Source organism: Candidatus Methylacidiphilales bacterium (assembly GCA_028713655.1).
Classification (GTDB): domain Bacteria; phylum Verrucomicrobiota; class Verrucomicrobiia; order Methylacidiphilales; family JAAUTS01; genus JAQTNW01.
The window spans coordinates 1-22,183 of the sequence record JAQTNW010000009.1; the positions used below are offsets into that span (position 1 = coordinate 1).

Consider the following 22,183-nt stretch of genomic DNA (forward strand, 5'->3'; position numbering starts at 1 on the left):
CTCGAATCTTGCCAGAACGTCAAGTACATCAGGCAATAGGTGTGATTGCCCGCGAGGATCTTTTTGCCGCCGACGATGGGTGCATACACCCAGCCGGCCGGCTGGCCTTTGAGTTTGACGATCGACTTGGCCACATCGTCGCCCGTTGCGGCGTCGAAAATGCGAATCTCATGCTGGTCACTGTTGCCGGCGATGTTGTATAGTCCCAGTTCGCTGACGGTCAGACCGCCCGCCGGGGTTGTGAACTTCATCCCGACCCAGCCGGCCCCACCCCAGGTGAGGCGTTTGTCGCTTTTGATGGCTGCGCCGAGTTTCTCGACCGAGATGAGCTCAGCGCCGGAATCGTTTTTCATACCCACAGGCCCGGCGCAACGGCTGCCGGTAACGTCGGCCTTGGACTTGAACTGGAGGGTGTTGACCAGGATTCCGTCCTTGATGGCCATCGATTCATTGTCATGGATCTGAAATCCAATGTACTTGCCTCCCACCGAGGGCTTGGAAAACCACTTGGCCGATGTCTTGGGGCTGACATCCGTCCAACTCACCTCGTTGAACTCATCGGACCAGACCAGCTTGTAGCCCTTCAGATCAACACCGCTTGGGGTCTGCGCGGCGCCTGTACCGGCCGCTCCGAAGGCCTGGCTCGTGACGGCTGTGGCGCCCGGCATCGGCTCGGTCTGTGCCGGTTGATCCGCCGCCGGGGCGGCACCGGTGATCAGTATCAGACTTAGCAGCGTTAGCGATGCGATTGCATGTTTTTTCATGGGTTTATGTTTTCCGAGTGATTGATATGCAGATGACAGGCATGAAATATGTAGATTAATCATGCGATTGCAAGTTTGCTCCTTTAGAGTGGTTTTGTTAGAGGTACTTGCCCTTTATTTGCGGACTGGATTTCCTCATTCCCCGCTTCGCCACTACCAGGACCCAGTCCACCATTTCTTCAGGGACCGGGGGCGCCCAGGTTCCCTCCGCGCCAACCTGAACCGTGCTGATGGGTTCTTCCTTCGCCGTGGAGGGACAAAACCAGAAAGCGTCGTATGTCACTTTCGGATCGAGTTTCGACAAAACAGGAGATTTCCACTGATGCAACGATTCCCTGTCGTTCAACAATATGGGGAGATAAACGACGTAGAGTTCACCGGGGATGGCCGCGGCATAGGGCGCTCTGATGTTTTCCTGCGAAGCATGGGGTTCCACCCATTCGGGATGGGGCTCAAGACGCCACCACTCAAACTGGGACAACAGTTGTTTTCCCCAGGCGACCTGCTGTGCTCCTGGAAATTGAGCCGCCACATCCCATGAAGGATCCAGATACGAATGCCAGTCGCCATCCGGGGTAAGTCCATAAGGCTCACGGGCGGACTCCATCTCGAAAATACCCCCGGCCCCATAAGTATGGCCCGCCGCGCCGGTCAGCATCGCAGTCCAAAACGCAAATCGTACAACATCCTGCCGATTGTGCTCCTGCAACCCTTCATAGACAATCTCCCCGATCAGGACCGGCATCTTGGGAGCAGCCTGCAAGCCTTGCTTGAGTAACTCAATCGAACCCGGCATGCCCCACCACTCATCGTGACTGGCCTGCAGCATTTCGAAATCCAGGAGGGCCGGCTCCTCGATCTGCTCCCTCCCGCTTTGCATGCCTCGTGGATGTACCGTAAACAAACGGCGATACGGATCGGTTTGACGAACGTACCGCGCCACCTCCGTCCAGCCATGTTTTTGAAACGCAGAGTCCTGCTTCCTGCGGTCAGTGATGGTCAGGCCGCGCTTTTTAAGATCTTCCAGTTCGTGCGCGGTCCGGGGCGGCCAGTAAGGCATCGTAAGCTCGCCGGCCAGGCACCAAACGACGGGCAGGGCGCCCCACCTGGCAATCAGATACCTCCAATGCTGGTTCATCTTCTCGACGCCCATTGCAGGAAGATGATAGCCCCAGGCGCCCACGACGCAGGGCAGCAACCCGTTTTCCACCAGATATTGGATGCGCTGATCGGCAAGGTCGAAGTATTTGGGGTTTATGCGGGCGTAGTTGTCTTCCCATGCGTAACCCGCCTCATTCATGCTGCGGGGATCGAATGGAGGCGCGCCGCCCCCCGAGTCCTCGGGATTCAATCCGGAGGTAATCTGAATGACTGTGTACCCCTTCTTTCTGCGGTCTTCAGTCAGGGCATGGAAATCGGACGGCCAGCCGAAACGCTTGCAAAGCCCAAACCACCATGTGTCGCCCAGCCAGAAGAAAGGAGTCCCGTCCTCATGTTCAAAGTGGCGAAGGTCGTTACTCACGCGCACCGGCCCGTGAAGGAACAGCGGGTTGGTTCCTTTGTAAGGGGAGAACTCCATCGTTCCCGACTTGCCGTGCAGGCTTGAATTTGCCGTGTCACTGCAAATCACACGGTAGGTGTACCGTCCCGGTACACGCGAGGCATAACGCATTTTCCACGTTTGTCCTCCCGCCCAGAACGCCGGAACAACTTGCTGCTTCCCTTGCGAGTCGCTTACCACAACGTCAACCGTCGCCTCGTTGTAGGGGTCGTGGTACTGTTTGGTCGAGACGAACGTCAGCTCAAGAGGTTGGTGATTAATGCCGGATGGATTTTGCCGCGACGGAGTCTGGCCCGCGCTGCCGTCGGTCCTGGCGGAACACCCGGAAAAAAGCGGGGGCACCAGCGCGAGCGAGGCGGCTCCCACCGTCTTCAGGAACGAACGTCGGGAAGTATGGTTCATGCGGTTCTCTCCTCCAAGGGTCTTGACGCTTTGCCGATCCTTGTAATGATACTACTTGGTGTCGGGAAGGTGGATATGACTTATGTTACTTTCTGCGTCAGGTGCCGAATGTTGAAGTCCGCCATGTCCCCGTTGAATCCTTCCGCGGGATGGTTTTTCCAGGCAATATGACATTCGACCCCTTTCTCCCTCGCCAGTTTTTGGAAACCAACACCGAAAGCGGGACTGTGAATATAAAAATTCTGGTCCTTTTCCTTTTCGGGCTTGTTGAGATCATGACTGTAATAAATGTAGATGGGAGGTGCGTCTTTGCTGAGCAGTCGCGGCGGCGAAAGTGTGTCGAAGTATTTTTCCAGTTCCGGCCGCTTCTTCAGGAAAGCATCGAAATCAAATTCCGGCAATCCGACGATCTGGCCGCAGCCCGGAAACTCCGGCCCGACCCACTCCCGCATTTGCTCGGGGTCGATCGTGGTCGTGGCGCCGCCTATTCCAACCGCCGTCACGCGGGTTGACATCCGTTCCACGGGATCAGGCGAAGTTGGCTTGGCCATATCCGGGGACAAGGCAAGCCACAAGGCGTTCAAGCATCCCGCTGATTCTCCCGTCAGCGCGACGCGTTTCGGATCAAGACCCCATTCCTTCGCGTGATACCTCGTGAATTGCAACGCGCGCCGCGTGTCGTAAAAGGGACCCTTGATCGGCGGATACAGTCCGTCCTTGTTGGCGTCTTCCACAAATCGATAGTTGATGAAGACGAGCGCCACGCCGGCATCGAGAAGGCGCTTGGCGTTGTCGCTGCCGTGGCCGTACTTCTTGTCGCCGCTCTGCCAGCCGCCCGCATGGATGTCCATGGCGAAGGGGAAAGGCCCCGGCCCATCCGGTTTGAAAATATCAAGCTTTTGCAAGGGATGTTCCCCATAGGCGACATCTTCCTTCCAAGGTGGGGGTTGTGCTTCGTTTTTAGCTGTGCTCGCAGTCATGGCGACTCCGTTGGTGATTGATTTTCACGGTGCTGACTTCTTGATTTTGGGTGCGGCACCTCGTTTGTAAGGTGTCAGCGTCTCATCCATTGCCACTGTTGTCTCGGTAGTGTAGCGTTTCTTCAAATCAAGACACCGCCTATAACTTCGTCACAGTCACGCTCTGGACGTAATACGGGCCGTTATTGAAACGGAAGCTGAACCCCCAGATGCTGACAAACTGAGCGTCGTCGATCCGCCATTTCAGGGTGTGCCAGTTCTTGTTGTCGGGCACGTCCTCTGGCGGCAGCGTCTTGAATTCGGATGTGGACTCGTAGGTCAACTTGATCTCGGCCGGCGAATTGTTTGGATCGCGGCGGACGACCGCGCTGATCTCGATCGGGACGGTGGTGTAGGAAAGGAAATTGGGATCAACCATGAATGTCACGCTGTCGCCAATATCGCCGGGCCGCGCCCCATTGCCGTAGGCGATGACGTCCTTGGCGATGGCATCGCCGGCCTTGGTATGCAGGCCTTTTTCGATATTATGCTCGCCCATGGTGATCGACACGGACTTGGCGTCGGTGTAGTCGCCCCCCCACGGGAAGGGTTTGCCTTTGGCGGCCTTGGCCTCGGCCACGAGCTTCTCGGGAACATCGAGCACAATGACGGGCGCCACGGTCAGGTCGTAGGTGCTGGCTTTGGTTTCCTGGCCGGTCAGGGGATCGATGATGCGCACTTCCTGTCCGAAATCGACATGCGCCGGGTCGCCCTTGGGCGCCCAGGTCAGAAGAACCGGACCTTCAGCGCCTTGAAAGACGAAGCCGTATTCGCGCTCGTGAAACAACACCAGGCCCAGATAGGTGGGATTTTGGCCGAGGTATTTGATCATGTTCCCCAAACCAATGAAGGCCGGGCGCGGGGTGCCATCACCGGCGATGATTCCCATTCCGCTGTCGATACTCCCCCCTTTTGCGTCCCGGGCCATGAACCAGTGGATGCAGGTGACGCCCTGGGCGATGCCCAGCGTATAAGCCTTGACCAGCCCCTGGCCCTGGATCGCGCCGCCTTGTCTTTTGAAGTCGCAGCCAAGCTCGGTAAAGACAATGGGGCAGTTGATCCTGTTCGGATCGCGCTCGGCCAGCATTTTGCGCAGGGTGGGGACGATGCTCATGAAGACCGCTTCGGAGCCGTTGTTGTCCAAAACGGTACCTAACAACTCGTACGGATGCACCGTGATGTAGTCGAAATACCCATTGGCCCCGCCTTTGATCACCCGGTCCAGGAAGTTGACGTTGTTCGATGCCGCGGCGATGCCGACCAGACATGTGGGGTCGGCGGCATGGGCGGCATTGTAGGCGGCTTGCATGATTTTGGGATAATCCTGCACCGCTGTCTTGCGGTTGACCCCGCCGTTGGGCGGTTCGTTCCACACTTCCCAGGACTTGATCCGCCCGTTGGCGTGTTTGACGACTTCAGTGACGTATTTGGACCAGCCGGAAAGATCACGGACCGGAAATCCCCCTGTGCGCTTCCCATTGACCCATCCAGAGCCGAAGAACCAGCCTCCGGTCCTGATTTTGTGCTCTTCCAAATATTTCAGGTTGGCGTCCATCTGCTCGAAATTCCACTTGCCCGGCTCGGGTTCGACGCGTTCCCAGTTGGTAAAGGTGGTGCGATTTTCATGGCAGCCGATTGCCTCCATCTGGATGTCGGCCTCCAGATTCCAGTCGCCGCCGCCAAAGCCCCACGGGCTCGTGGGCGCGCCGGGAACCTGGTTCGGGTTGTCCGCCGCCCGGCTGACAGGGGCGATCAGTATGAGAATGGCGGCTGCAATCGTTCCGAGTGATGTCTTGGTTTTCATGGTTTATCTATTTCCTGGTGCTTGTGTTGACCAAATCTAGGAGAAGCGTGTTCACTTGTCCAACCCTATCACCGTGCAACCGCATTTAAAGTTATGGGGAATCTTGGAGCGCCTCCGCCGCGGCGGACGAGGAGCGTAGCGGCGCGGCAATCCAGAAGAAATACGCACACACCCGGAAGCGGTCGCCGCGGCGACCTTTCCGCCTCTCTTGATAGAGGGGATTGGGCCTCGCGAGGACGAACGCGGCGTAACCGTCAAAACGAAATACGGGACGCTCAAATTAGCGTCCCGCGCCAGACTATTTGTCTTATCCCGCGTTACCCTTTAAAGTTACGCGCAACTCGCCGTAGCGCCAGCAGGCTCAATGTGCCCAAGCCAAACAGGGCGAGGCTGGACGGCTCGGGAACCGCCGCGACCAGCGCAATTCCCCCGTGCCCATCACCATCAGTCCAACCAAACGTCACCGTGCCGGCAACGCCGCCATTGTTATTGGTGCTCATCGCGGCCCATGCATTATCACCCCAAGTAGGACCAGGAGTTATGAAAAGGTTGTCCAACTGGGTCGTTTGCCCTGCGGACTGCGTATGTGCGTTATTAGCATAAAGAATATCCACACCCATATCGCCGGCACCAAGTGTCAAGTTGAAGTTATTGCCGGGGTTGCCATTGGAGCCACCACCGAAAACGTTTTGAGGAACATAGGAACCCACGGAGCCCACGCCGGTAAACGATATGGACCCGCCGCCCAGCTCTTCAAGCGCAGCCCCGGAATTATTCCACGTAACATTATGCGTTCCAGATGTCGGATTTGCCAACCCCCAGAGGGCAACGCTGTCTCCATTAAATGAATCGCCCAAGAACGTCATGGCCACGCCATTGTAGGCAAGAGTAATATTGGTAAATGGGTCAGCAGGACTAACATCGCCGTTCCACGAAGCCAACCCAACGAGCAGATAGGTGTTGGATCCCGATACCGTATGGCTCCAGGAACCGCTGGTGGCGGTGGCGGCGGTATATTCGTTAAGAGTGGGTGAAGCGGTAACGCTATCGACTGCGACTTGCGCCCCGGCAGATGCGGGCAGCAAGGCCCACACGACTGTCGATAGAATGAACGCGGGAATGAATCCGAGCTTGGTTTTCATATGGTTTTTGACGGGTTAAGGTTCTCCGGGTGTTTGGAAGCTGACTTTAGTTTGGGTTTCTTATGTCGCAAGAATTGTGACTCAAGCAATGCTCCGAAGCAATAAATTTTTAACTTAAGATTAAGTTGATCCTTTTCTTCAAATGAGCGATCGCGCACAATAAACACCTGGGAAAGGCAGCCGGAATGCCGGAAAAGTGGATGTCACACTGGCGGAAGACCCGCCCCGGAATCGATCGTGATCCGCGCTCTCGTCAGGCGGTCAGCACTCTTTTTCCCGATTCAAACGACTCCACCGCGGCCCAGGCGAGTTGAAGCGCCCGGCGTCCAGCCTGCGCATGGATGGGCGGCGGATCGCCGCGCCGAAAGGCCTGAAGGATCGCGTCGAGATGCAAATCAAAGGTCCGGTTAAATTCCCGGTCGTAATCGTTGAAATATCCCGCCTCCCAGACTTCGGCGGTTTCATTGCCGACCGCCTGAAAAGTGAATCGCTGGACGGTGTCGTGGATCATGATCCGTCCCTTCGTGCCGTTGATCTCCAGCAAATGGGTGTTTTTATAGGCGTAGGAAGAATCGTAGGTCCCGACCATGCTTCCAACCGCGCCCTCGGCGAAGGTCAGCGCAAGAACCACCGTGCGATAACCGCCGCCGGTTAGGTTTGTCATTTCAGACATCACCGAACGGATCGGCCCGCAAAGGTGCTCGAGTTGGTCGAAGCCGTGGCACTGCGTTTCAATCAGGTTCGCGTGGGGATGCGTGCTGATATTGGCCTCGCCGCCAAAGCGCCACGCGGCATGAATGATTTTGCCAAGGCGGCCTTTCCCGATGGCTTCACGGGCGAGCCGGATGGCCTTCGCGTAGCGGTGGTTGAAGTTGATCGCGAAAAAAAGATTCCGTTCCGCCGCCGCCGCCAGCATCTGCTCCGCTTCCTTCATTTCGAAGGCAAAGGGTTTTTCCACCAGCAACGGATACCCCGCCTGGATGACTTCCATGGTGGCCTTGAAATGTTCGAGGTTCGGAAGGCTCAGGCTGACGAAATCGGGCTTTTCCTTCTCCAGCATTTCCGTGACGTTGGTGTACGGGCGCACGCCGAATTCGTCGGCGCGGGTCTTTGTCTTTTCCGGGCTGCGGCCCGCGATGGCGCAGAGTTCGACGTCGGGCCGTTGCGAAAAGACGCGGGCATGCTGGCGGCCCCAGCCGCCTGCGCCGACGACACAGACCTTGAGTTTCCTGGTGTTCATTGTTCGATGATGACTTTGCCTGTTTCTCCCTGGAAGAAGATCTCGAAGGCGTGTTGGATCTCGTCAACACCCATCCGGTGGGTGATGATCTGGTTGAGGTAGGCGCGATGTTGCGTCAAGCGCCGCAGATTCGCCGGGAGTTCGTCGAATCGGAAATACTCGCTTCCCACCACGCTCCGTTCCGGCGCAATGATGTCGGGTGAAATTTTCAGCGCGATCCCCTCGCCATGCCCCACACAAATGAGGGAGCCGCGCTGGCCGAGTGCCCGAAGACCATCCTCGCGCGCCGCCTGTTTCCCGGTCGTATCGACGGCCATGTCGGGATGTTCCGTGCCCTGGGCTTTCAGTCCCGATGCCAACGGAGTTTCCTTCACATTGATAGGCACCCCGCCAAGCTGTTCCACCATTTTAAGGCGATACGGAATGATGTCGGTGACGAAAACCTTCACCTGGCGGCCCAGGATGATCTTGGCCATGGCCAGCACTCCCAGGCCGATCGGCCCGGCGCCGAGAACGATCAGCGACTCGATGTCCGGACGGACCATCTGGCAGCGCTCAATCGCATGGCCGCCCGTGCCCATGATGTCGAGCAGCAAGGTCGCCTCGGTTGCCGAGAATTCGTCCGGGACGGGAAAGAAAATGCTTTCATGAACCAACTCATATTGGCCGTATCCGCCGTCGCGATTGAAACCCATGTCGCCGCGCTTCTGCAAACACTGGTTGGTGAAACCGAGCCGGCAGGAGCGGCATTCTCCGCAGAAATCCATCAGGAACACCACACCGCTTGTGCCCACGGCCGTCCGGGTCCCCGACCCGGCAGCAACGACGGTGCCGGCCGCCTCGTGGCCGGGTGTGGCTGTCGGCGAGCCGTCTGCAAGCCTGCCGTCAAAAAACTGGGGCCGTTCAGAACCGCACAAGGCATTGGCGTGAACGCGGAGCAGGAGCTGGCCAGGTCCGGGAGTCGGAACCGCTTTTTCCCCGAATTTGATTTGTTTGTTCCCGACAAAAAGCGGGACCTTGCAGGCGGAAGGTATTGGGTTGCTCATTTTAAATTCCTTGAATTTTTTTGCGATTTAACCGGGCCGGAATGGGTTTCGGTATCTCGTTCCGACATAGGTTGATCCCGCCATGATTGGCCGGGAGAGACTTACAATCCATGAGTTTTGGCTGCTGATGTTTTGAGATTCTTTGTCACAGCCATCCCACAGGTTGAAACAACTAGTGGTCTGCATATTTCATACTCATTTCAATGGTCAACCCGTTAGCGCCGGGACCTAACAGCGGAAAGACACGCGCTGGGCCTATGCAGGCTCTTGCAAAACCGACTCAGACGCCGTCGGACCTGGCCTGCTGCAGCCGCGCCATGATCATTCCGCGCGCGGCCTGGAATCCCCTGTAATAGGATTGGGCCTTGTTCACGATACGCCAAAGGCCGACCGCTTTGTCGGCCAAGCCGCCCAGATGAATTTTTTTGCCCAAACCGGTAACGGCAAAAAGCCCGCCCAATGGAATCAGGACGAGCAGGGCCGGACCCATACGCGATGCCAGCGCCCGCCCCGTTTGAACCCAGCCAAGTTGTTTGTTGAGATACTCGACTTCGGCCACCAGTCCGGCGCGCTGCAATTCGCTGTCCTGAACCAGGCGCGCCTTGCGGAGCCGGATTTCTGTCAATCCTTGCAGCATGCCCGGTCCTTTTTCAACTGGCCGAGGGTTTCCGCGAACGGCATGGCCTCGCGCTTCAGGCGTTTGTTGAGCGAAATGCCTGAATAAATCGAACCCAGCAAATAGAGGAGAAAGATGACCACGACCGCGATGAAGCGTTGTTCCGGATCATGCCAGAATGCAAGCAGCACCAGGAGCGTCAGCATAATGAGGGAGGCGGCGGCCAGAAACACCGTCGCCGAGGCCCAGATCAAAACTTGTACGAGGCGCAGTTTCTCTTCCTGGAGTTCCAGCGCAAAAAGATCCACCCGCGTCTCCACGATTCCGAGGAGACGGGACATAAGACGTTTGGCGGAGGAAAAAATTCCGCCACCCCCTGCTGCGGCGTCCGGCATGTTATTTCCGGTTTACAAGAATGCCGATCAACAGCCCGAGGCCGAAAGCGATGCCGAGGGATTCATAGGGATGTTCACGGATCAAACGATCGGTTTCCTTCGCGCCCTCGATGGCTTTTTCGCGCACAACGCCTTCAATCTGCTGGAGGCGTTCCTTGGCCACGCCGACTTTTTCCGACAGTTTGACGCGGGCTTCCTTGGCCTTGACGCTCAAGTCGCCGGCGGTGGCCCGAATCAGGGCTTCGGCATCGCTGATGACTTCTTTAACATCGTCCACAAGTTTCTCTTTGGTAATGACAGTTTCGCTCATGCCAACCATCCAACCAGAAAACAGGCTTGTACGCAAGTGCTAGAGTGTTTTCATCCAAGAAAGTTTTAACGCAGCACCCCAGAGGCAAAAACCGCAAAAATTGGAACCGGGATTGAACCACGGATGGACACAGATAACCACTGATGGAAGTCAACGCAGGTTAAAGCAAACAACACACGATTTGTTCCGGGCTATTTCCCATCTGCGTTCATCCGCGTTTATCCGCGGTTCAATTTTTTCAATCTAGGAAAACAAGTCCCGTCGGGATTCGCGGCGGCGGAGCTGCAGGGCGTGCTCATAGCGCGCGCGCAAACGCCCGTCGAACCATACCTGGCCGAAAATTTCGCCTAAAACCATCGCCACCCCCAGCACCGGCATCGCCAGCAGCAATCCCGTGGCCCCTCCGATCACCCCGCCCGCAAAAATCATCAACACCGTCAGCAAGGGATGCGCACTGAGGGAACGTCCGACGGTCAGGGGCGTATAGAGAAAGTCGTCCAACATCCGCACCACCAGGAACAGGCAAATCGACCCGACAAACAACAGCCGGTTGGCCGGCACGCCGATCGCGCCGGAAAAATAAAACAGTTGGTCCGGGGCCTGGGCCACGCTGATCAGCGCGACCAAAATGCATCCCAGCACGGAACCGGCAAAGGGGACCCAGGCAAACATTGCGCACAACAACCCGAGAAAAACAGCCTGCCGAAAGCCAAACAAACCGAAGGGCAATCCAAGCAGCCAAAGCCCCAGAGCCAGCGTAACGGTATCCAGAACCGTCAGGGCAATCAGTCCGCGGAAGTACCGTTTCATCTGGCGGTCCACCCGGTCAAACAGGAGCAACACCTTCTCAAAAAACGCGTTCGGCACGCCGCGCATAACAAGTCGCTTGCATGTACCCGCGTCTTTCAGGATGAAAAAAGTCAGGTACGGGACCAGGAGAAGCGACGGGATCCACGAAATGAAATATTTCACCACGCCGGACAGGTTTTCCTTGATGAAGTTTTCCTTAAGGTCCATCAGCTTCTGGCTGATTGTTTCAGCCACATGGGCGTCCGCCAGCCAGGCATGCCTGCCTTCCAGGTCCCGCAGGAAACTGTTGATCATTTCCTCGAGACGGGTCAGGCAACCCGGCAACTGGTCCTGCAAAAGATAAATCTGCGTTGTCAGCCAGGGCAAAACCAGCGGAATCAGAAACAATACCGCCAGCGAAACCATTGCCAAAAAAACATACAGCGCCTTGTCGTGGCTCAATCCCCGGCGCATCAGCATTTCGAGAAACGGCTGGCTGAGATAATAAAAAACCACGGCCAAAACAAGCGGCAGCGAAACCCACCAGACCAGATCCAGCAAAAAGAGGATGGCCAGCGTCCCTCCGATCACGCACAGCCAGACAGCCGGATGCTCCAACCCTGTGACGGACGTTTTCAAGTGTAGCTGCCGGGGAACAACGGCGTGCTGCTTTCCCTCAGGCGCGCGCAATTCAACCGCGCGAGTTGGAGGCTGAGCTTGGCCCCGGTGTGGCCGTGTGTTTCAAGAATGCTCATAAATTCAGGCCGGAAAAACACGAGAAGGCGGGTGTCGGCGGCCGCCACGGCCGAGGCCATGCGCGGGAATCCTTCCAGCAAGGCCATTTCACCAAAATAACTGCCCGGGCCGAGGCGAGCCAATTCGCTTTTGCCACTCGCGCCCTTGCGCTGGATTTTTACTTCGCCCTCAACCACGATATACATTCCGAGGCCCTCGTCCCCTTCGTCAAAAATGACCTCCTCGGCGATGTAATTCCGTTCGTGCAGGATATGTTCCACCCACTTGAGTTCCTGGGTCTTCAGGGTGGAAAAGAGGGCTACCTTTCTCAGGACCGCCAGCCGCTCGGATGCCGCTTCGTTGTTCTTGCCAAAAAGTCCCACGCCTCTATCTACCCGTGCTTTGGCCCCATTGGCAACGTCGAAAATGGCTGAACTTACGGTTATTAGCCCGGATGTGGGTACTCCTCTGTTTTTGCCCGGTCTTTCGACAGGGCACTTTGCAGGGGTTTGCAGGAGCGTGTGAAACATCCGGGCTATGAACAGATTGGACAAGATATTGGAATGTAGAATGTTAGCTAAAACGCCAACGGCGTTTCGTCCTTCAGCCCAGGGTTGATCCGAGCTTGTCGAGGATCTACCCTGGGTAAAATCAAAAAATCATCCCGAACCCTGAAAGTGGTTCCGGCCGCCTCTCGCGCAAGCCCCTCTGCCACAACTCTTTCAGAGTTGGGGACTATTTTGACAGATACCCAGGGCAGGCCCTCGCAGACTCGTGCCAACCCTGGGCTGCAGGACGCTACCCCGAAAGCTTTCGGGGTAGGCCTCCAGTTCATTCCCGCTCAAAACAGCTTTTTTGAAAGGTTTGGTTTCTCGTGATGACGCGCGTGGGCAACCGCGTCCCGGCAGCCCCCATCATTGCGAGGAGGAGGGCATGGCCCGACGACGCGGCAATCCAGAGTCCTGTGCCTCCGATTCCCAAATAAAAAGCTTCCCTCGGATGGGCTTCGTTGGTAACGGAAGGGGATGATTTTCGACGAAACGGTGGAAGGCACCCTGGCTATCCTGCACCTGAAGGGCGATGTGGACCTGCATCACTCGCCCAAACTCCGCGCCGTTCTCCAGTCAAAAATCGCCGTCAAATGCCCTTGTCTCCTGATTAATTTCACGGAGGTCAACTACATCGATTCCTCCGGCCTGGCCACTCTGGTCGAATACTACCAAGGCTGCCGCAATTTTTCCGGGAAAATCGGGCTCGCCGCCCTTTCACCCCGCGTCAAGAGCGTCTTCGATCTCGTGCGGCTTGGGGAGGTGTTTCCCATTTACGTCACCTTGGACGAAGCCCGGAGCGCCTTGGGAAAAACCTGAGCTTTGCCGACTGTGAAGGAATACTTCCAGCTCAACGCTCAAATCCTTTACTGGCTCTTCATTGCGCCGTTTCGCGGCAAGCCATTCAGCATCCCGCAAACTTTTCACCAAATCATCCGCATCGGCGTGCAGGCGTTGCCCATGGCCAGCCTCACGGCGTTCAGCGTCGGCCTGACCCTTGCCATGGAAGCCGCCCGCGAAATGGGCCGGCTCGGCGCCGACAATTACGTCCCGGACCTGGTCTCGCTCACGCTCCTGCGCGAACTGGGCCCCATGCTGATCGCCGTCATTGTCATCGGACGCAGCGGTTCCGCCGTCACGGCCGAGCTCGGCACCATGAAGGTCTCGGAGGAAATCGAGGCCCTGCACGTCATGGCCATCAATCCCGTCCGCTTCCTCATCGTTCCGCGCTTTCTCGCCATGCTCATCATGCTGCCCGTGCTCACCGTGTTCGGAAACTACATCGGCATGGTCGGCAGTTGGACGATCTGCCATTACACGCTCGACATGGACACCGCCACCTACATCTTCCGCTCCCTGGACCGTGTGCATCTGTTTGACCCCTACAGCGGCCTGATCAAAAGTTTTGTCTTTGCCTGGCTCATCATCACCCTGGCCTGCCATTGCGGCCTGACCGTCGAAAACGGCGCGGAGGGCGTGGGGCAATCCACGACGCATTCCGTCGTCTATTCCCTGCTGGCCATGCTCATCGCCAACGCCCTTTTGACCGGAATCTTTTTCTTTGCCTGACATGAAAACCCAAGCCAACTCTTCTCCGCCAGGAGCCAACGAGCCGGTGATCGAAGTCACCGACCTGGTCCGGAAATTCGGCAACCGCGCCGTGCTCAACGGCATCAGTTTCAAGGTCTATAAAGGCGACACCCTCATCATCATGGGCGGCAGCGGCTGCGGCAAAAGCACGCTCCTGCGCCATATCACCGGATCCCTCAAACCCACCTCCGGCTCCATCAAAATCTTCGGGCAGGAAATCGTCGGATTGCCCGGGCCGGAGATCGACAAAATCCGCCGCCGTTTCGGCGTGAATTTCCAGTTCGGAGCGCTGCTCCAGTCCCTCACCGTCGGGGAAAATGTGGCGCTGCCGCTGCGCGAGCACAGCAAGATCGAGGAGAATATCATCGACCTGATTGTAAAAATGAAACTCGAACTGGTCGGCCTCACCGGCTTTGAAAATCTCAAGCCTGCTGAAATCAGCGGCGGCATGCGCAAACGCGTCGGCCTGGCCCGCGCCGTGGCCCTCGACCCGGAATTGCTTTTCAGCGACGAGCCCACCTCCGGTCTCGACCCCGTCATGACCGCCGTCGTGGACAAGCTCACCATGGACCTTACAAAAAACCTGGGCATGACCGCCCTCGTGGTTTCGCACGACATGACCAGCGCCTTCCGGATCGCCACCCGCATGATCATGCTCGGCACCGGCCCGTTGCAGGGTAAAATCATCGCCGAAGGCACCCCCGATGAAATCCGGAATCATCCCGATCCCATGCTCCAGCAATTCATCCGGGGCGAACCGGATGGCCCAATTCCCTTGAAACTATCGAAGGACGACTATATCAAGAGACTCATAGGCTGAAACCGGAACCCGAACCATGAAAAATAAAAACCTCTCCGATTATATCATCGCCGCCGCCGTCATCGGTTGCAGCGCCGTGCTGCTGACAGCCCTGACCATCGCCCTCACCGGCTGGGAAAGCAAGTCCGGCGGAAAAATCATCCTGGTCGATATGCCCTCGGTCATCGGCTTGCGCGAAAACTCGCAGGTGCGTTATGCGGGCGCCCATGTCGGCAAGGTCATGAGCATCAAGCCGCTGGCCTGGAACGAACGCGCCAATCCGAAATACGCCGTGCGGATCATGGTCAAAATCACAGGCCCCATGCCGGATCTCAAAGAGGATTCCATCGCCTCCATCAATTCGGACACCATTCTGGCGGAAAAATTCCTGGATATCTCTCCCGGCTCGCCCGAAGCCCGGAATCTCCCGCCCAACCAGCCTTTGCTCTGCCGCGATGTTGCCAGCTTCGACGACCTTTCGCGCGCGGGCATGAATTCTCTGACCCGGCTGAATGACATTCTGGACAAATTGCAAAACGATCACAGCGATCTGCCGGCGAAGATCAGTTCGATGCTCGATAACGCCGATATGCTCGCAAAAAATGCCGATACACTTGTCAAACAACTCAACGTGGTTCTCAAGGAACACGAACACGACATGGATCAGGGGATCCAGGATTTGCGGGTTGTCATGCAAAACATGAAGGTGGTCTCCACCTACGCCAAGACGCTGAGTGGAACGCTGGCCCACAAACCGTGGCGGATTGTCTGGGGCACAACGCCCAACGAACTTCCCTCGGAAGCTGAAATTCTAAAAGCAGACAAGCCCATCCCGGCAACCATGCCCAAGGAATAGGCGGCAAAAATTCAAAAGTCTCAACTGTACACAACGGGCGCAAATCTACACAGATGAGAAACATGACAGACCGGAATGGGAGCGCGGGCGTCCCGCCTGCTCAGAGAGGCATCCTGCCTCTCGATCATTTTTATGGATTTTTTACAGATGCAGGACTGTTGGGCAAGATGCCCAACAGAGCGGGCGGGACGCCCGCTCTCCGGGAAAATCCGATCCAGGCAGCATAACCCCAACCTGCGCCCATGAGTTCCGCACCCGAGGTCCTGCGTTACAAAGCCCTGATTGAAGCCGCCCGCCGACTCAATTCGGCGATGGACGTCAACGCCATCCTCAGCCAAATCCTGGCCTCCTCGCGGGAAGTCATGGCCGCCGAAGCCATATCGGTTTTCATGGACGACCCCGCCACCGGCGAGCTTGTGCTCCATGCGGCCGCCGGCGACCCCGCCCAGCAGTGGACCGGCGAAACGGACGCCAACGGCGAACCCAAACGCAAAATGACCGAAATCCGCGTGCCCCGCGGAGCGGGCATCTCCGGGCACGTCTTTGAACACCGCAAGAGCATCAACATCCATGATGTCCAGAACGATCCGCGCTTCTACCGCAAAGCTGATAGTGACACCGGCTTTGTCACCCGCTCCATGATCACCGTGCCCCTGCTCACGGGCGACCGTTGCCTCGGCGTCGTGCAGGCGCTCAACTCCATCGACCGTCCTTACTTTGACGACCTCGATCTCGAGATCTTCGAGGGCTTCGCCAGCCTCATCGCCGGCACACTGTTGCGCCTGGAAAACCAGTCGCGCGAAATGTCCGAAGCCCGCGCCCGGCAGGAGCTCGACCTGGCCCGCGAAATCCAACAGTCTTTCCTCCCGCCCCCGCTGCGGATTCTGAACACATGCCAGGTCCGCGTCGGTTACTTCCCCGCGCGCCAAATCGGGGGCGATTTCTATTTTGTCCACCCGCTGGACGAGAACCGCACCCTGATGGGATTGGGTGATGTGACCGGCAAGGGCATCCCCGCCGCGCTGACCATGTCCCGCGCCACGGCGGAAATCAAAGGCCTTGCCGGCGGGCTCAAGGACGACCTGGGGGCCTGGGTCTCCTCGCTTAACACTATAGTAGCGGAAGAACTGAGCGCCGGGCGTTTTATCGGCATGACCTTTTTGCTCTGCGACAGCCGCAGTTCCACAATGCAAATCTGCGCCGCGGGCCAATACCCGCCTGTCTGGTCGGACGCCGCACGTTGGAACCGTCCGGCCATCCCCTCCCAGCTCCCCATCGGCATCCTTTCCGGGTACCCCTACAAATCGGAAACCCTGGCCCTCAAACCCGGCCAAATCTGGGTCTTGTTCTCGGACGGCATCACCGAAGCGCGAAATGAGGCCGGCGAGGAATTCACCGAGGAACACTTTCTGAAACGGCTGCCCCTGGGCCTCAGCGGAGCCCATACCTTTGACCAGGCCATCGAAGGATGGAAGGATTTCGTCGGCAAAGCCGAGCCGCACGATGACGCCTCCCTGCTCATGCTGGACTGGCGCGGCAACGCCCCGGCAAACGACCTCGCGATCAGTTGCCAGACCGAGAACCTCTGCACCGCGCGCACGTTTATCGAGGACTGGGCGAAATACGCCGGGTTTGACGACATCACCATCGGGCAGATCGTTCTGGCAGCAGATGAGGCGACCACCAATGTATTCCGCTACGCATACGGCGGCAAGCCGGGGCCGATTGACTATCATGTTTCCATCGACAACAATCAGCTTGTCATCCAAATCCGCGACCACGGCACACCGGTCGATCCCTCCAAAGTCCAGGGCAGGAAACTGGAAGATTTGCGGCCCGGCGGCTTGGGCGTGGTGCTGTTGCACAAGGTCTTTGGGGAAGTGACCTACGAGCCGCAGCAGGTTGGAACCCTATTGACCTTGAGAAAGAAAATCATGTGATGTCCCTTTTTTCAAGAGCTCTGCGGCCTCGTGGCTTGGGCGGGACGCCCAAGGCTTTTGGACTGCGGCGGCATGCCGCCGCTTTTTATTACGGGCAACATGTCCTCCATGCAAAGCGTCCGCCGCGGCGGACGCACTCCAAAATTTTGGGATGAATACGAAATCAGCAACGGAGAAAGCAGCTTGAAAATCACATTCTGGGGAACCCGCGGCAGCATTCCCACGCCCAGCACCAGTTCGTTCGTCACCAGCCAATACGGCGGGGACACCACCTGCATTTCCGTGGATTGCGCGGGCCATCGCGTGATTCTGGACGCCGGGTCCGGCCTCCGGCTTTTGGGCCTGGAAATGGCCAAGGAAACCGCTCCCATCCAGGCCACCTTCTTTTTCAGCCATGTACATTGGGACCATATCCAGGGGTTCCCATTTTTCATCCCCGGTTTTCAAAAAGGAAACCGCTTTGACTTGTACGGCCCGCACCTGGGCATATCACCGGATTTCGTCGGCAGCATTCTCGAAAAGGCGTTGCGCGGCCAGCAGAATGACCTGAACTTCCCGGTCCAGCTCAATGACATGCCCGCCGAGATGATCTTTCGCGACCTGCCGGAGCGCGCAAAAGTGGAAATCCAGGGCCCGCTCGGACTGGTCAAGGTTTTCTCCGCCCCGCTCAATCATCCCGGAGGCTGTTTCGGCTACCGCATCGAGGAACACCGTCCGGGCCAGGCGGTAAAAGTCCTCGCCTTCGCCACCGACACGGAACATCTGGACGCCGTGAATCCTAACATGCAATTTCTGGCCAAAAATGCGGATGTCCTGATATACGATTGCCAGTACTCACCGGAAGAATACGCCGACGCCAACGGATATAGCCGAAAAGGCTGGGGACATTCCACGTATGAATGGGGCCTGCGAGAAGCCAAGGCCGCGGGCGTCAAACGGCTTGTCATGCACCATCACGACCCGTTGCACGACGACAGCAAGGTGGCAGACATGGAAAAACGGGCTCGCGTCATGGGCAAGGATCTGGGCATCGAAGTCCAGGCGGCAGCCCAAGGCATGGTGCTCGAGCTATAAACCCGATTTGCGGGCAAAATCGTCATCGATCGCGAGAGTTTTGAGCGGAAATGAACACGAGTTATGGCTTACCGCAACGCGGTTGCGTCTTTCAGCCCAGGGTTGGCGCGAGTCAGCGAGAGCCTACCCTGGGTATCTGTCAAAAATGTTCCCAGCGTCTTAATCCCCCTGATTGGGGCAGAGATATTTGAAGGCATAGGCCGCCGCCGCGCCGCCGAGAAAATTGGCCACAAGATAAATCCAGATGCTGCTCGAAGCGCTCAAGCCCATGACCGTGATGCCCAGCGCAACCGCAGGATTAAAGGCGCCGCCGGAAACACCGCCGACGGCAAAGGCCATCACCATGACAGTCGAGCCAATGGCAAGCCCATAAAACGAATTACCGGCCGTGGCTTTTGCCGTGGCGACGTTCAACACGACAAAGGCCAAAGCGAAGGTGCCGAGAAATTCGGCGAGCAACGACGGTCCGATTTCAGGATGACTGGCTTCAACCGAGGGGTTGCCTTTGATGAACTGCACAACCAGGGCGGCCGCCACAGCACCCAGCAACTGGGATGCCATATAACCCGGCACCTCGGAAGCGTTAAGCTTGCCCCGCAAATAAACCGCGAGGCTCACCGCCGGATTGTAGTGTCCGCCGGAAATGTGACCACCCGCATAAACCATGATCATCAGGGCGGCGCCAATGGCCAGGGGGGCCATTGAGGTTGCGCCGGGGTTCATGACAGTATTACCCACGGTAAAAACCAGGAAAAACGTTCCAAGAGCTTCGGTTAAATATTTTTTCATAAGTACTGGGTGTTCTTAAAAATTTAGTCGGGCCTGGGATAAGCAGTCAAGATAGGAAAAGCCGCGCAACTAATGCACTGCCTGCTCAAACCCATGCCCAGGGATAACAAAATAATTCACAAGTCCTTGTGTCTGAAGCAGCCAGAGGGCTGTCCTTGTACGCCGAATTGTTACACAACTCCCGCGTTTTAACCTTGCGATTTTCGGCAAAGTCCTCATCCTTCTGAACTTAGTCGATTGTATCGCTTCAGATTCTGGAAAGTCGTCAGGTCCCCTCAGTGGGTGATGATTTGAAACCCGATAACCGGGAACAGTGTCAGGCCGCATTCGCAGTAAAAGAATCATGGTCCGGCTTGCTTAAATAAGATTTAACCCGCGCATAACCATGCGCGGCCGCGGTTTGGTTATCGCGGCTTATCCCGCAAAACGCACCACCAGCTAAGAATAGAAAGTCATCATCACTATGAGTACAAAATTATATGTCGGGAACCTTGCGTTCCAAGTCACAGAAACCGATCTCCAGGATCTGTTTACACAACACGGGGCCGTCAGCGAAGTGCATGTCGTCCTCGACCGCGTTACCGCGCGCCCTCGCGGCTTTGCCTTTGTCACGATGGCTGACGCCGAAGGCGCCAAGGCAGCCATTGAAGCGCTCGACGGAAAAGATTTCCAGGGCCGCACCCTGACGGTCAATGAGGCCCGTCCTCCTGAACCCCGCAGCTTCGGCGGCGGCGGTGGTGGTGGTGGTGGCCGCGGTTTCGGTGGCGGCGGCGGCGGCGGTGGCCGTGGTGGCAAACGCGATTTCGGTCGCGGTGGACGTCGCTAAACCCCGGTTCAAGCTTGAACCTGCGAACCGCCTTTCCGCGGATTCGCTGCTGGGTTTTTAATTAAATCCCGTTATTCGTCCGAAAGGGCGGATGGCGGGATTTTCTTGCATCGTTTTACAGCCAGCCCGGTGCTTTTCTCGCATGGAGCCACAAGCACGGAGGGCGAACAAATTTTTAACCGCGAAAAGAAGGATTCGAAGCAGATGCTCTATTTATTTCTTGTCCGTGATTTTCGTGTGTTTCGTGGTTTACTAAAAGTATTCTGTCGTTCCCCTCATTTATCTGTGTCCATCCGTGTTTATCCGTGGTTCAGGCTTCTTGTCCCCTTTCGTGTCTTTTCAGGGGTAACCGGGTTGACTTTGGTCCCTGATGTTTCATATTTATCCCATGAAAAGGAATTGCCTCATACTTGGGATTCTCCTGATGGCCGCCGGAGCGCAAGCGTCCGATTTCAACGCGCCCTCCAAGAAAATCCCCATGCTGAAGCAGGTACCCGAAGCCAGGCACGAGGAAGTTTTGAAGCCCAGGGCTTCTGGCGTCATTATCATGATGTCGGAACACGGGCTGCAGGTTTTCAGCCCGCTGGCTCCGATGAACTTGGGCATTGGGGAGAAAATTCTGACCCGGAGCGCCTCACTGGATCCCCGCCCTGCGAACCCGCTGGATGACACCAAGCCGTTTGGCGGCATGAGCCTTATCGGGTTTGAATTTTAATTTTTCTTTCGCAAGGTTGGGCGGATTTATGCGCAGGCACGTCTCCGTGCCGGTTGACATGTGATTGTCTGGTTTTAATGGAGGATGTGTTGAATCGTTTCATCGGGCTGGATATAGGCTTCGTAGATGCGCAGGAGTTCGAGTGCGTCTTCCAAGGTGCCCCATTCCGGTCCTTTACCTTCCAGCAGGCGGGTGGTGAAATGGATGACTTCCGGCGCGTAGCCCAGCAGGAAGAGAGCTTTGTTATGAGGCTGGCCCAGCGAAAATTCCGGCTCCCAATGTCGCGGCGCATTTTCGTCCGCAAACAAGTTGAAATAATCCCCCGACCGTCCGTAATCGGCTTGCTGTGACGCCTTGCGATAATGAGTCAGGCGCAGGTTGTTTTCCAGCACGACATTTTCGCCTTCGCCAATCACCTCGGTCCTTTCCAGAAAGGAACCCGTGGATTGCCCGGCGCTGAACGTCAAATTGCCCACGGCGCCGCTCTTAAAGCGCAGGGAAACCGATGCCGCGCCGTTGACGGTGTTGCGGTTGGTGAAAATCCAATCGAGATCGCCGCACAGGAATCTCAACAGGGAATGAGGATGTACCATGTGATCGAGAAACCCCGCCATTTTTTTTGCATCGGCGCGGTCTTCAAACGGCGGCAGATCCTGGGGGTAACGCGCCGTGATGGAAGTCACCCGGCCAAACTCGGGACGGCTGATGATTTCCTTGATTTTTTGGTTGGCCGGAAAAAACATTTTTTTGAACCCGACGCCGGTGTGGCGCCCGGTTTCCCGGCTGACGCGCATCATCTCCTCCACCTCGGACGAGGAAGCCGCGGGCGGCTTTTCGATCCAGGCATGAGCGCCGGCCCGCATGCAATCGATGGCCAGTTTCGGATAACGGGGGCGCCCATATTCGTCGTAATTTGTGACGATGAAAACCAGGTCCGGTTTTTCCTTCGCCAGCATTTCGCGGTGGTCCGTATAAGCCGATTCAGCGCCGAAAATTTTCGCGCAATCCGTTGCGCGCTTTGCATCCAGATCGCACACGGCAGTCAGGTTTACAGGCGCATACTGAAAGGTCGGGAAGACATTGCGGCAGGCGTGGCCGCCGCAGCCAATGAAGGCCGTTTTTAATTTTGCCGGGTATTCGTAGTTATACAGAATATTAAATTTGTTCATTTATGCTCCTTGGTAAGGTTCTGCCAAAATCGCCACGGTCGAAACAGGCACCCT

The 22,183-nt window shown here is 57.0% G+C and carries 22 protein-coding genes; 8 read left to right on the top strand and 14 right to left on the bottom strand.

The features are described 5' to 3' along the window. The 12 genes from PHD76_04350 to PHD76_04405 form a co-directional block, all read right to left on the bottom strand. On the bottom strand, nucleotides 1-764 hold a 764-nt coding region (locus PHD76_04350), incomplete at its 3' end, for a hypothetical protein (GenBank protein ID MDD5261060.1). A 97-nt stretch (nucleotides 765-861) separates the two neighbouring features. Further along, entirely contained in the window at nucleotides 862-2,727 is a 1,866-nt protein-coding gene (locus tag PHD76_04355) for a DUF4038 domain-containing protein (GenBank protein MDD5261061.1), read from the bottom strand. A gap of 80 nt (nucleotides 2,728-2,807) precedes the next feature. Beyond that, the gene (locus PHD76_04360; GenBank protein MDD5261062.1) at nucleotides 2,808-3,707 is read right to left on the bottom strand and encodes an alpha/beta hydrolase; all 900 of its coding nucleotides are present in this window, start codon (nucleotides 3,705-3,707) and stop codon (nucleotides 2,808-2,810) included. A gap of 139 nt (nucleotides 3,708-3,846) precedes the next feature. Further along, a complete protein-coding gene (locus tag PHD76_04365) occupies nucleotides 3,847-5,550 on the bottom strand; it encodes an endo-1,4-beta-xylanase (GenBank protein ID MDD5261063.1) in 1,704 nt (567 codons plus the stop codon). Between the two features lie 317 nt (nucleotides 5,551-5,867). Further along, nucleotides 5,868-6,692 carry a PEP-CTERM sorting domain-containing protein gene (locus PHD76_04370; protein ID MDD5261064.1) on the bottom strand — a complete coding sequence of 275 codons (825 nt, stop codon included), beginning with the start codon at nucleotides 6,690-6,692 and terminating at the stop codon, nucleotides 5,868-5,870. A gap of 253 nt (nucleotides 6,693-6,945) precedes the next feature. Then, nucleotides 6,946-7,932, bottom strand: coding sequence for a Gfo/Idh/MocA family oxidoreductase (locus tag PHD76_04375; protein MDD5261065.1), 987 nt, complete (start codon nucleotides 7,930-7,932; stop codon nucleotides 6,946-6,948). Next, the gene (locus PHD76_04380) at nucleotides 7,929-8,978 is read right to left on the bottom strand and encodes an alcohol dehydrogenase catalytic domain-containing protein (protein ID MDD5261066.1); all 1,050 of its coding nucleotides are present in this window, start codon (nucleotides 8,976-8,978) and stop codon (nucleotides 7,929-7,931) included. The genes PHD76_04375 and PHD76_04380 overlap by 4 nt, the downstream gene beginning before the upstream one ends. 280 nt (nucleotides 8,979-9,258) lie before the next feature. Beyond that, a complete protein-coding gene (locus tag PHD76_04385; protein ID MDD5261067.1) occupies nucleotides 9,259-9,615 on the bottom strand; it encodes a hypothetical protein in 357 nt (118 codons plus the stop codon). Beyond that, nucleotides 9,600-9,935 carry a phage holin family protein gene (locus PHD76_04390; protein ID MDD5261068.1) on the bottom strand — a complete coding sequence of 112 codons (336 nt, stop codon included), beginning with the start codon at nucleotides 9,933-9,935 and terminating at the stop codon, nucleotides 9,600-9,602. Before PHD76_04390 ends, PHD76_04385 begins: the two co-directional genes overlap by 16 nt. A gap of 55 nt (nucleotides 9,936-9,990) precedes the next feature. Further along, the gene (locus tag PHD76_04395) at nucleotides 9,991-10,299 is read right to left on the bottom strand and encodes a DUF883 family protein (protein ID MDD5261069.1); all 309 of its coding nucleotides are present in this window, start codon (nucleotides 10,297-10,299) and stop codon (nucleotides 9,991-9,993) included. Between the two features lie 243 nt (nucleotides 10,300-10,542). Then, nucleotides 10,543-11,727: an AI-2E family transporter gene (locus tag PHD76_04400; GenBank protein MDD5261070.1), complete on the bottom strand. Its 1,185-nt coding sequence runs from the start codon at nucleotides 11,725-11,727 to the stop codon at nucleotides 10,543-10,545. Then, nucleotides 11,724-12,206: a cyclic nucleotide-binding domain-containing protein gene (locus PHD76_04405; GenBank protein ID MDD5261071.1), complete on the bottom strand. Its 483-nt coding sequence runs from the start codon at nucleotides 12,204-12,206 to the stop codon at nucleotides 11,724-11,726. Before PHD76_04405 ends, PHD76_04400 begins: the two co-directional genes overlap by 4 nt. A gap of 642 nt (nucleotides 12,207-12,848) precedes the next feature. Between PHD76_04405 and PHD76_04410 the strand changes: the two genes are divergently transcribed. The 6 genes from PHD76_04410 to PHD76_04435 all read left to right on the top strand — a co-directional run bounded on the left by PHD76_04410 (nucleotide 12,849) and on the right by PHD76_04435 (nucleotide 18,630). Continuing rightward, complete coding sequence (locus PHD76_04410) at nucleotides 12,849-13,190, top strand: STAS domain-containing protein (GenBank protein ID MDD5261072.1); 342 nt, start codon at nucleotides 12,849-12,851, stop codon at nucleotides 13,188-13,190. A 12-nt stretch (nucleotides 13,191-13,202) separates the two neighbouring features. Beyond that, entirely contained in the window at nucleotides 13,203-13,940 is a 738-nt protein-coding gene (locus PHD76_04415) for an ABC transporter permease (protein ID MDD5261073.1), read from the top strand. A gap of 1 nt (nucleotide 13,941) precedes the next feature. After that, on the top strand, nucleotides 13,942-14,781 hold the full coding sequence (locus tag PHD76_04420) for an ABC transporter ATP-binding protein (GenBank protein MDD5261074.1): 840 nt from the start codon (nucleotides 13,942-13,944) through the stop codon (nucleotides 14,779-14,781). 16 nt (nucleotides 14,782-14,797) lie between these two features. Continuing rightward, the gene (locus tag PHD76_04425) at nucleotides 14,798-15,616 is read left to right on the top strand and encodes an MlaD family protein (protein ID MDD5261075.1); all 819 of its coding nucleotides are present in this window, start codon (nucleotides 14,798-14,800) and stop codon (nucleotides 15,614-15,616) included. Nucleotides 15,617-15,858: 242 nt separating this feature from the next. After that, nucleotides 15,859-17,556: a SpoIIE family protein phosphatase gene (locus PHD76_04430; GenBank protein ID MDD5261076.1), complete on the top strand. Its 1,698-nt coding sequence runs from the start codon at nucleotides 15,859-15,861 to the stop codon at nucleotides 17,554-17,556. A gap of 72 nt (nucleotides 17,557-17,628) precedes the next feature. Further along, a complete protein-coding gene (locus PHD76_04435) occupies nucleotides 17,629-18,630 on the top strand; it encodes an MBL fold metallo-hydrolase (GenBank protein MDD5261077.1) in 1,002 nt (333 codons plus the stop codon). Between the two features lie 159 nt (nucleotides 18,631-18,789). On the opposite strand, the gene PHD76_04440 is transcribed toward PHD76_04435, so the two are convergent. Beyond that, nucleotides 18,790-19,419: an aquaporin gene (locus PHD76_04440; protein MDD5261078.1), complete on the bottom strand. Its 630-nt coding sequence runs from the start codon at nucleotides 19,417-19,419 to the stop codon at nucleotides 18,790-18,792. Between the two features lie 463 nt (nucleotides 19,420-19,882). Here PHD76_04440 and PHD76_04445 point away from each other — a divergent pair, with 463 nt between their 5' ends. After that, nucleotides 19,883-20,245, top strand: coding sequence for an RNA-binding protein (locus PHD76_04445; protein ID MDD5261079.1), 363 nt, complete (start codon nucleotides 19,883-19,885; stop codon nucleotides 20,243-20,245). Between the two features lie 388 nt (nucleotides 20,246-20,633). Then, nucleotides 20,634-20,960 (top strand): hypothetical protein, encoded by a 327-nt coding sequence (locus PHD76_04450; GenBank protein MDD5261080.1) that lies wholly within the window; start codon nucleotides 20,634-20,636, stop codon nucleotides 20,958-20,960. A gap of 74 nt (nucleotides 20,961-21,034) precedes the next feature. On the opposite strand, the gene PHD76_04455 is transcribed toward PHD76_04450, so the two are convergent. Beyond that, complete coding sequence (locus tag PHD76_04455) at nucleotides 21,035-22,129, bottom strand: Gfo/Idh/MocA family oxidoreductase (protein ID MDD5261081.1); 1,095 nt, start codon at nucleotides 22,127-22,129, stop codon at nucleotides 21,035-21,037. Nucleotides 22,130-22,183 lie beyond the last annotated feature (54 nt).

Excerpts from the sequence above, each read along its gene's own strand:
- PHD76_04365 (MDD5261063.1), bottom strand. The coding sequence starts at position 5,550 with ATGAAAACCAAGACATCACTCGGAACGATTGCAGCCGCCATTCTCATA.
- PHD76_04445 (MDD5261079.1), top strand. The coding sequence starts at position 19,883 with ATGAGTACAAAATTATATGTCGGGAACCTTGCGTTCCAAGTCACAGAA.
- PHD76_04425 (MDD5261075.1), top strand. The coding sequence starts at position 14,798 with ATGAAAAATAAAAACCTCTCCGATTATATCATCGCCGCCGCCGTCATC.
- PHD76_04455 (MDD5261081.1), bottom strand. The coding sequence starts at position 22,129 with ATGAACAAATTTAATATTCTGTATAACTACGAATACCCGGCAAAATTA.
- PHD76_04360 (MDD5261062.1), bottom strand. The coding sequence starts at position 3,707 with ATGACTGCGAGCACAGCTAAAAACGAAGCACAACCCCCACCTTGGAAG.
- PHD76_04440 (MDD5261078.1), bottom strand. The coding sequence starts at position 19,419 with ATGAAAAAATATTTAACCGAAGCTCTTGGAACGTTTTTCCTGGTTTTT.
- PHD76_04385 (MDD5261067.1), bottom strand. The coding sequence starts at position 9,615 with ATGCTGCAAGGATTGACAGAAATCCGGCTCCGCAAGGCGCGCCTGGTT.
- PHD76_04380 (MDD5261066.1), bottom strand. The coding sequence starts at position 8,978 with ATGAGCAACCCAATACCTTCCGCCTGCAAGGTCCCGCTTTTTGTCGGG.
- PHD76_04450 (MDD5261080.1), top strand. The coding sequence starts at position 20,634 with ATGAAAAGGAATTGCCTCATACTTGGGATTCTCCTGATGGCCGCCGGA.
- PHD76_04410 (MDD5261072.1), top strand. The coding sequence starts at position 12,849 with ATGATTTTCGACGAAACGGTGGAAGGCACCCTGGCTATCCTGCACCTG.
- PHD76_04420 (MDD5261074.1), top strand. The coding sequence starts at position 13,942 with ATGAAAACCCAAGCCAACTCTTCTCCGCCAGGAGCCAACGAGCCGGTG.
- PHD76_04370 (MDD5261064.1), bottom strand. The coding sequence starts at position 6,692 with ATGAAAACCAAGCTCGGATTCATTCCCGCGTTCATTCTATCGACAGTC.
- PHD76_04355 (MDD5261061.1), bottom strand. The coding sequence starts at position 2,727 with ATGAACCATACTTCCCGACGTTCGTTCCTGAAGACGGTGGGAGCCGCC.
- PHD76_04390 (MDD5261068.1), bottom strand. The coding sequence starts at position 9,935 with ATGTCCCGTCTCCTCGGAATCGTGGAGACGCGGGTGGATCTTTTTGCG.
- PHD76_04430 (MDD5261076.1), top strand. The coding sequence starts at position 15,859 with ATGAGTTCCGCACCCGAGGTCCTGCGTTACAAAGCCCTGATTGAAGCC.
- PHD76_04435 (MDD5261077.1), top strand. The coding sequence starts at position 17,629 with ATGCCGCCGCTTTTTATTACGGGCAACATGTCCTCCATGCAAAGCGTC.
- PHD76_04395 (MDD5261069.1), bottom strand. The coding sequence starts at position 10,299 with ATGAGCGAAACTGTCATTACCAAAGAGAAACTTGTGGACGATGTTAAA.
- PHD76_04375 (MDD5261065.1), bottom strand. The coding sequence starts at position 7,932 with ATGAACACCAGGAAACTCAAGGTCTGTGTCGTCGGCGCAGGCGGCTGG.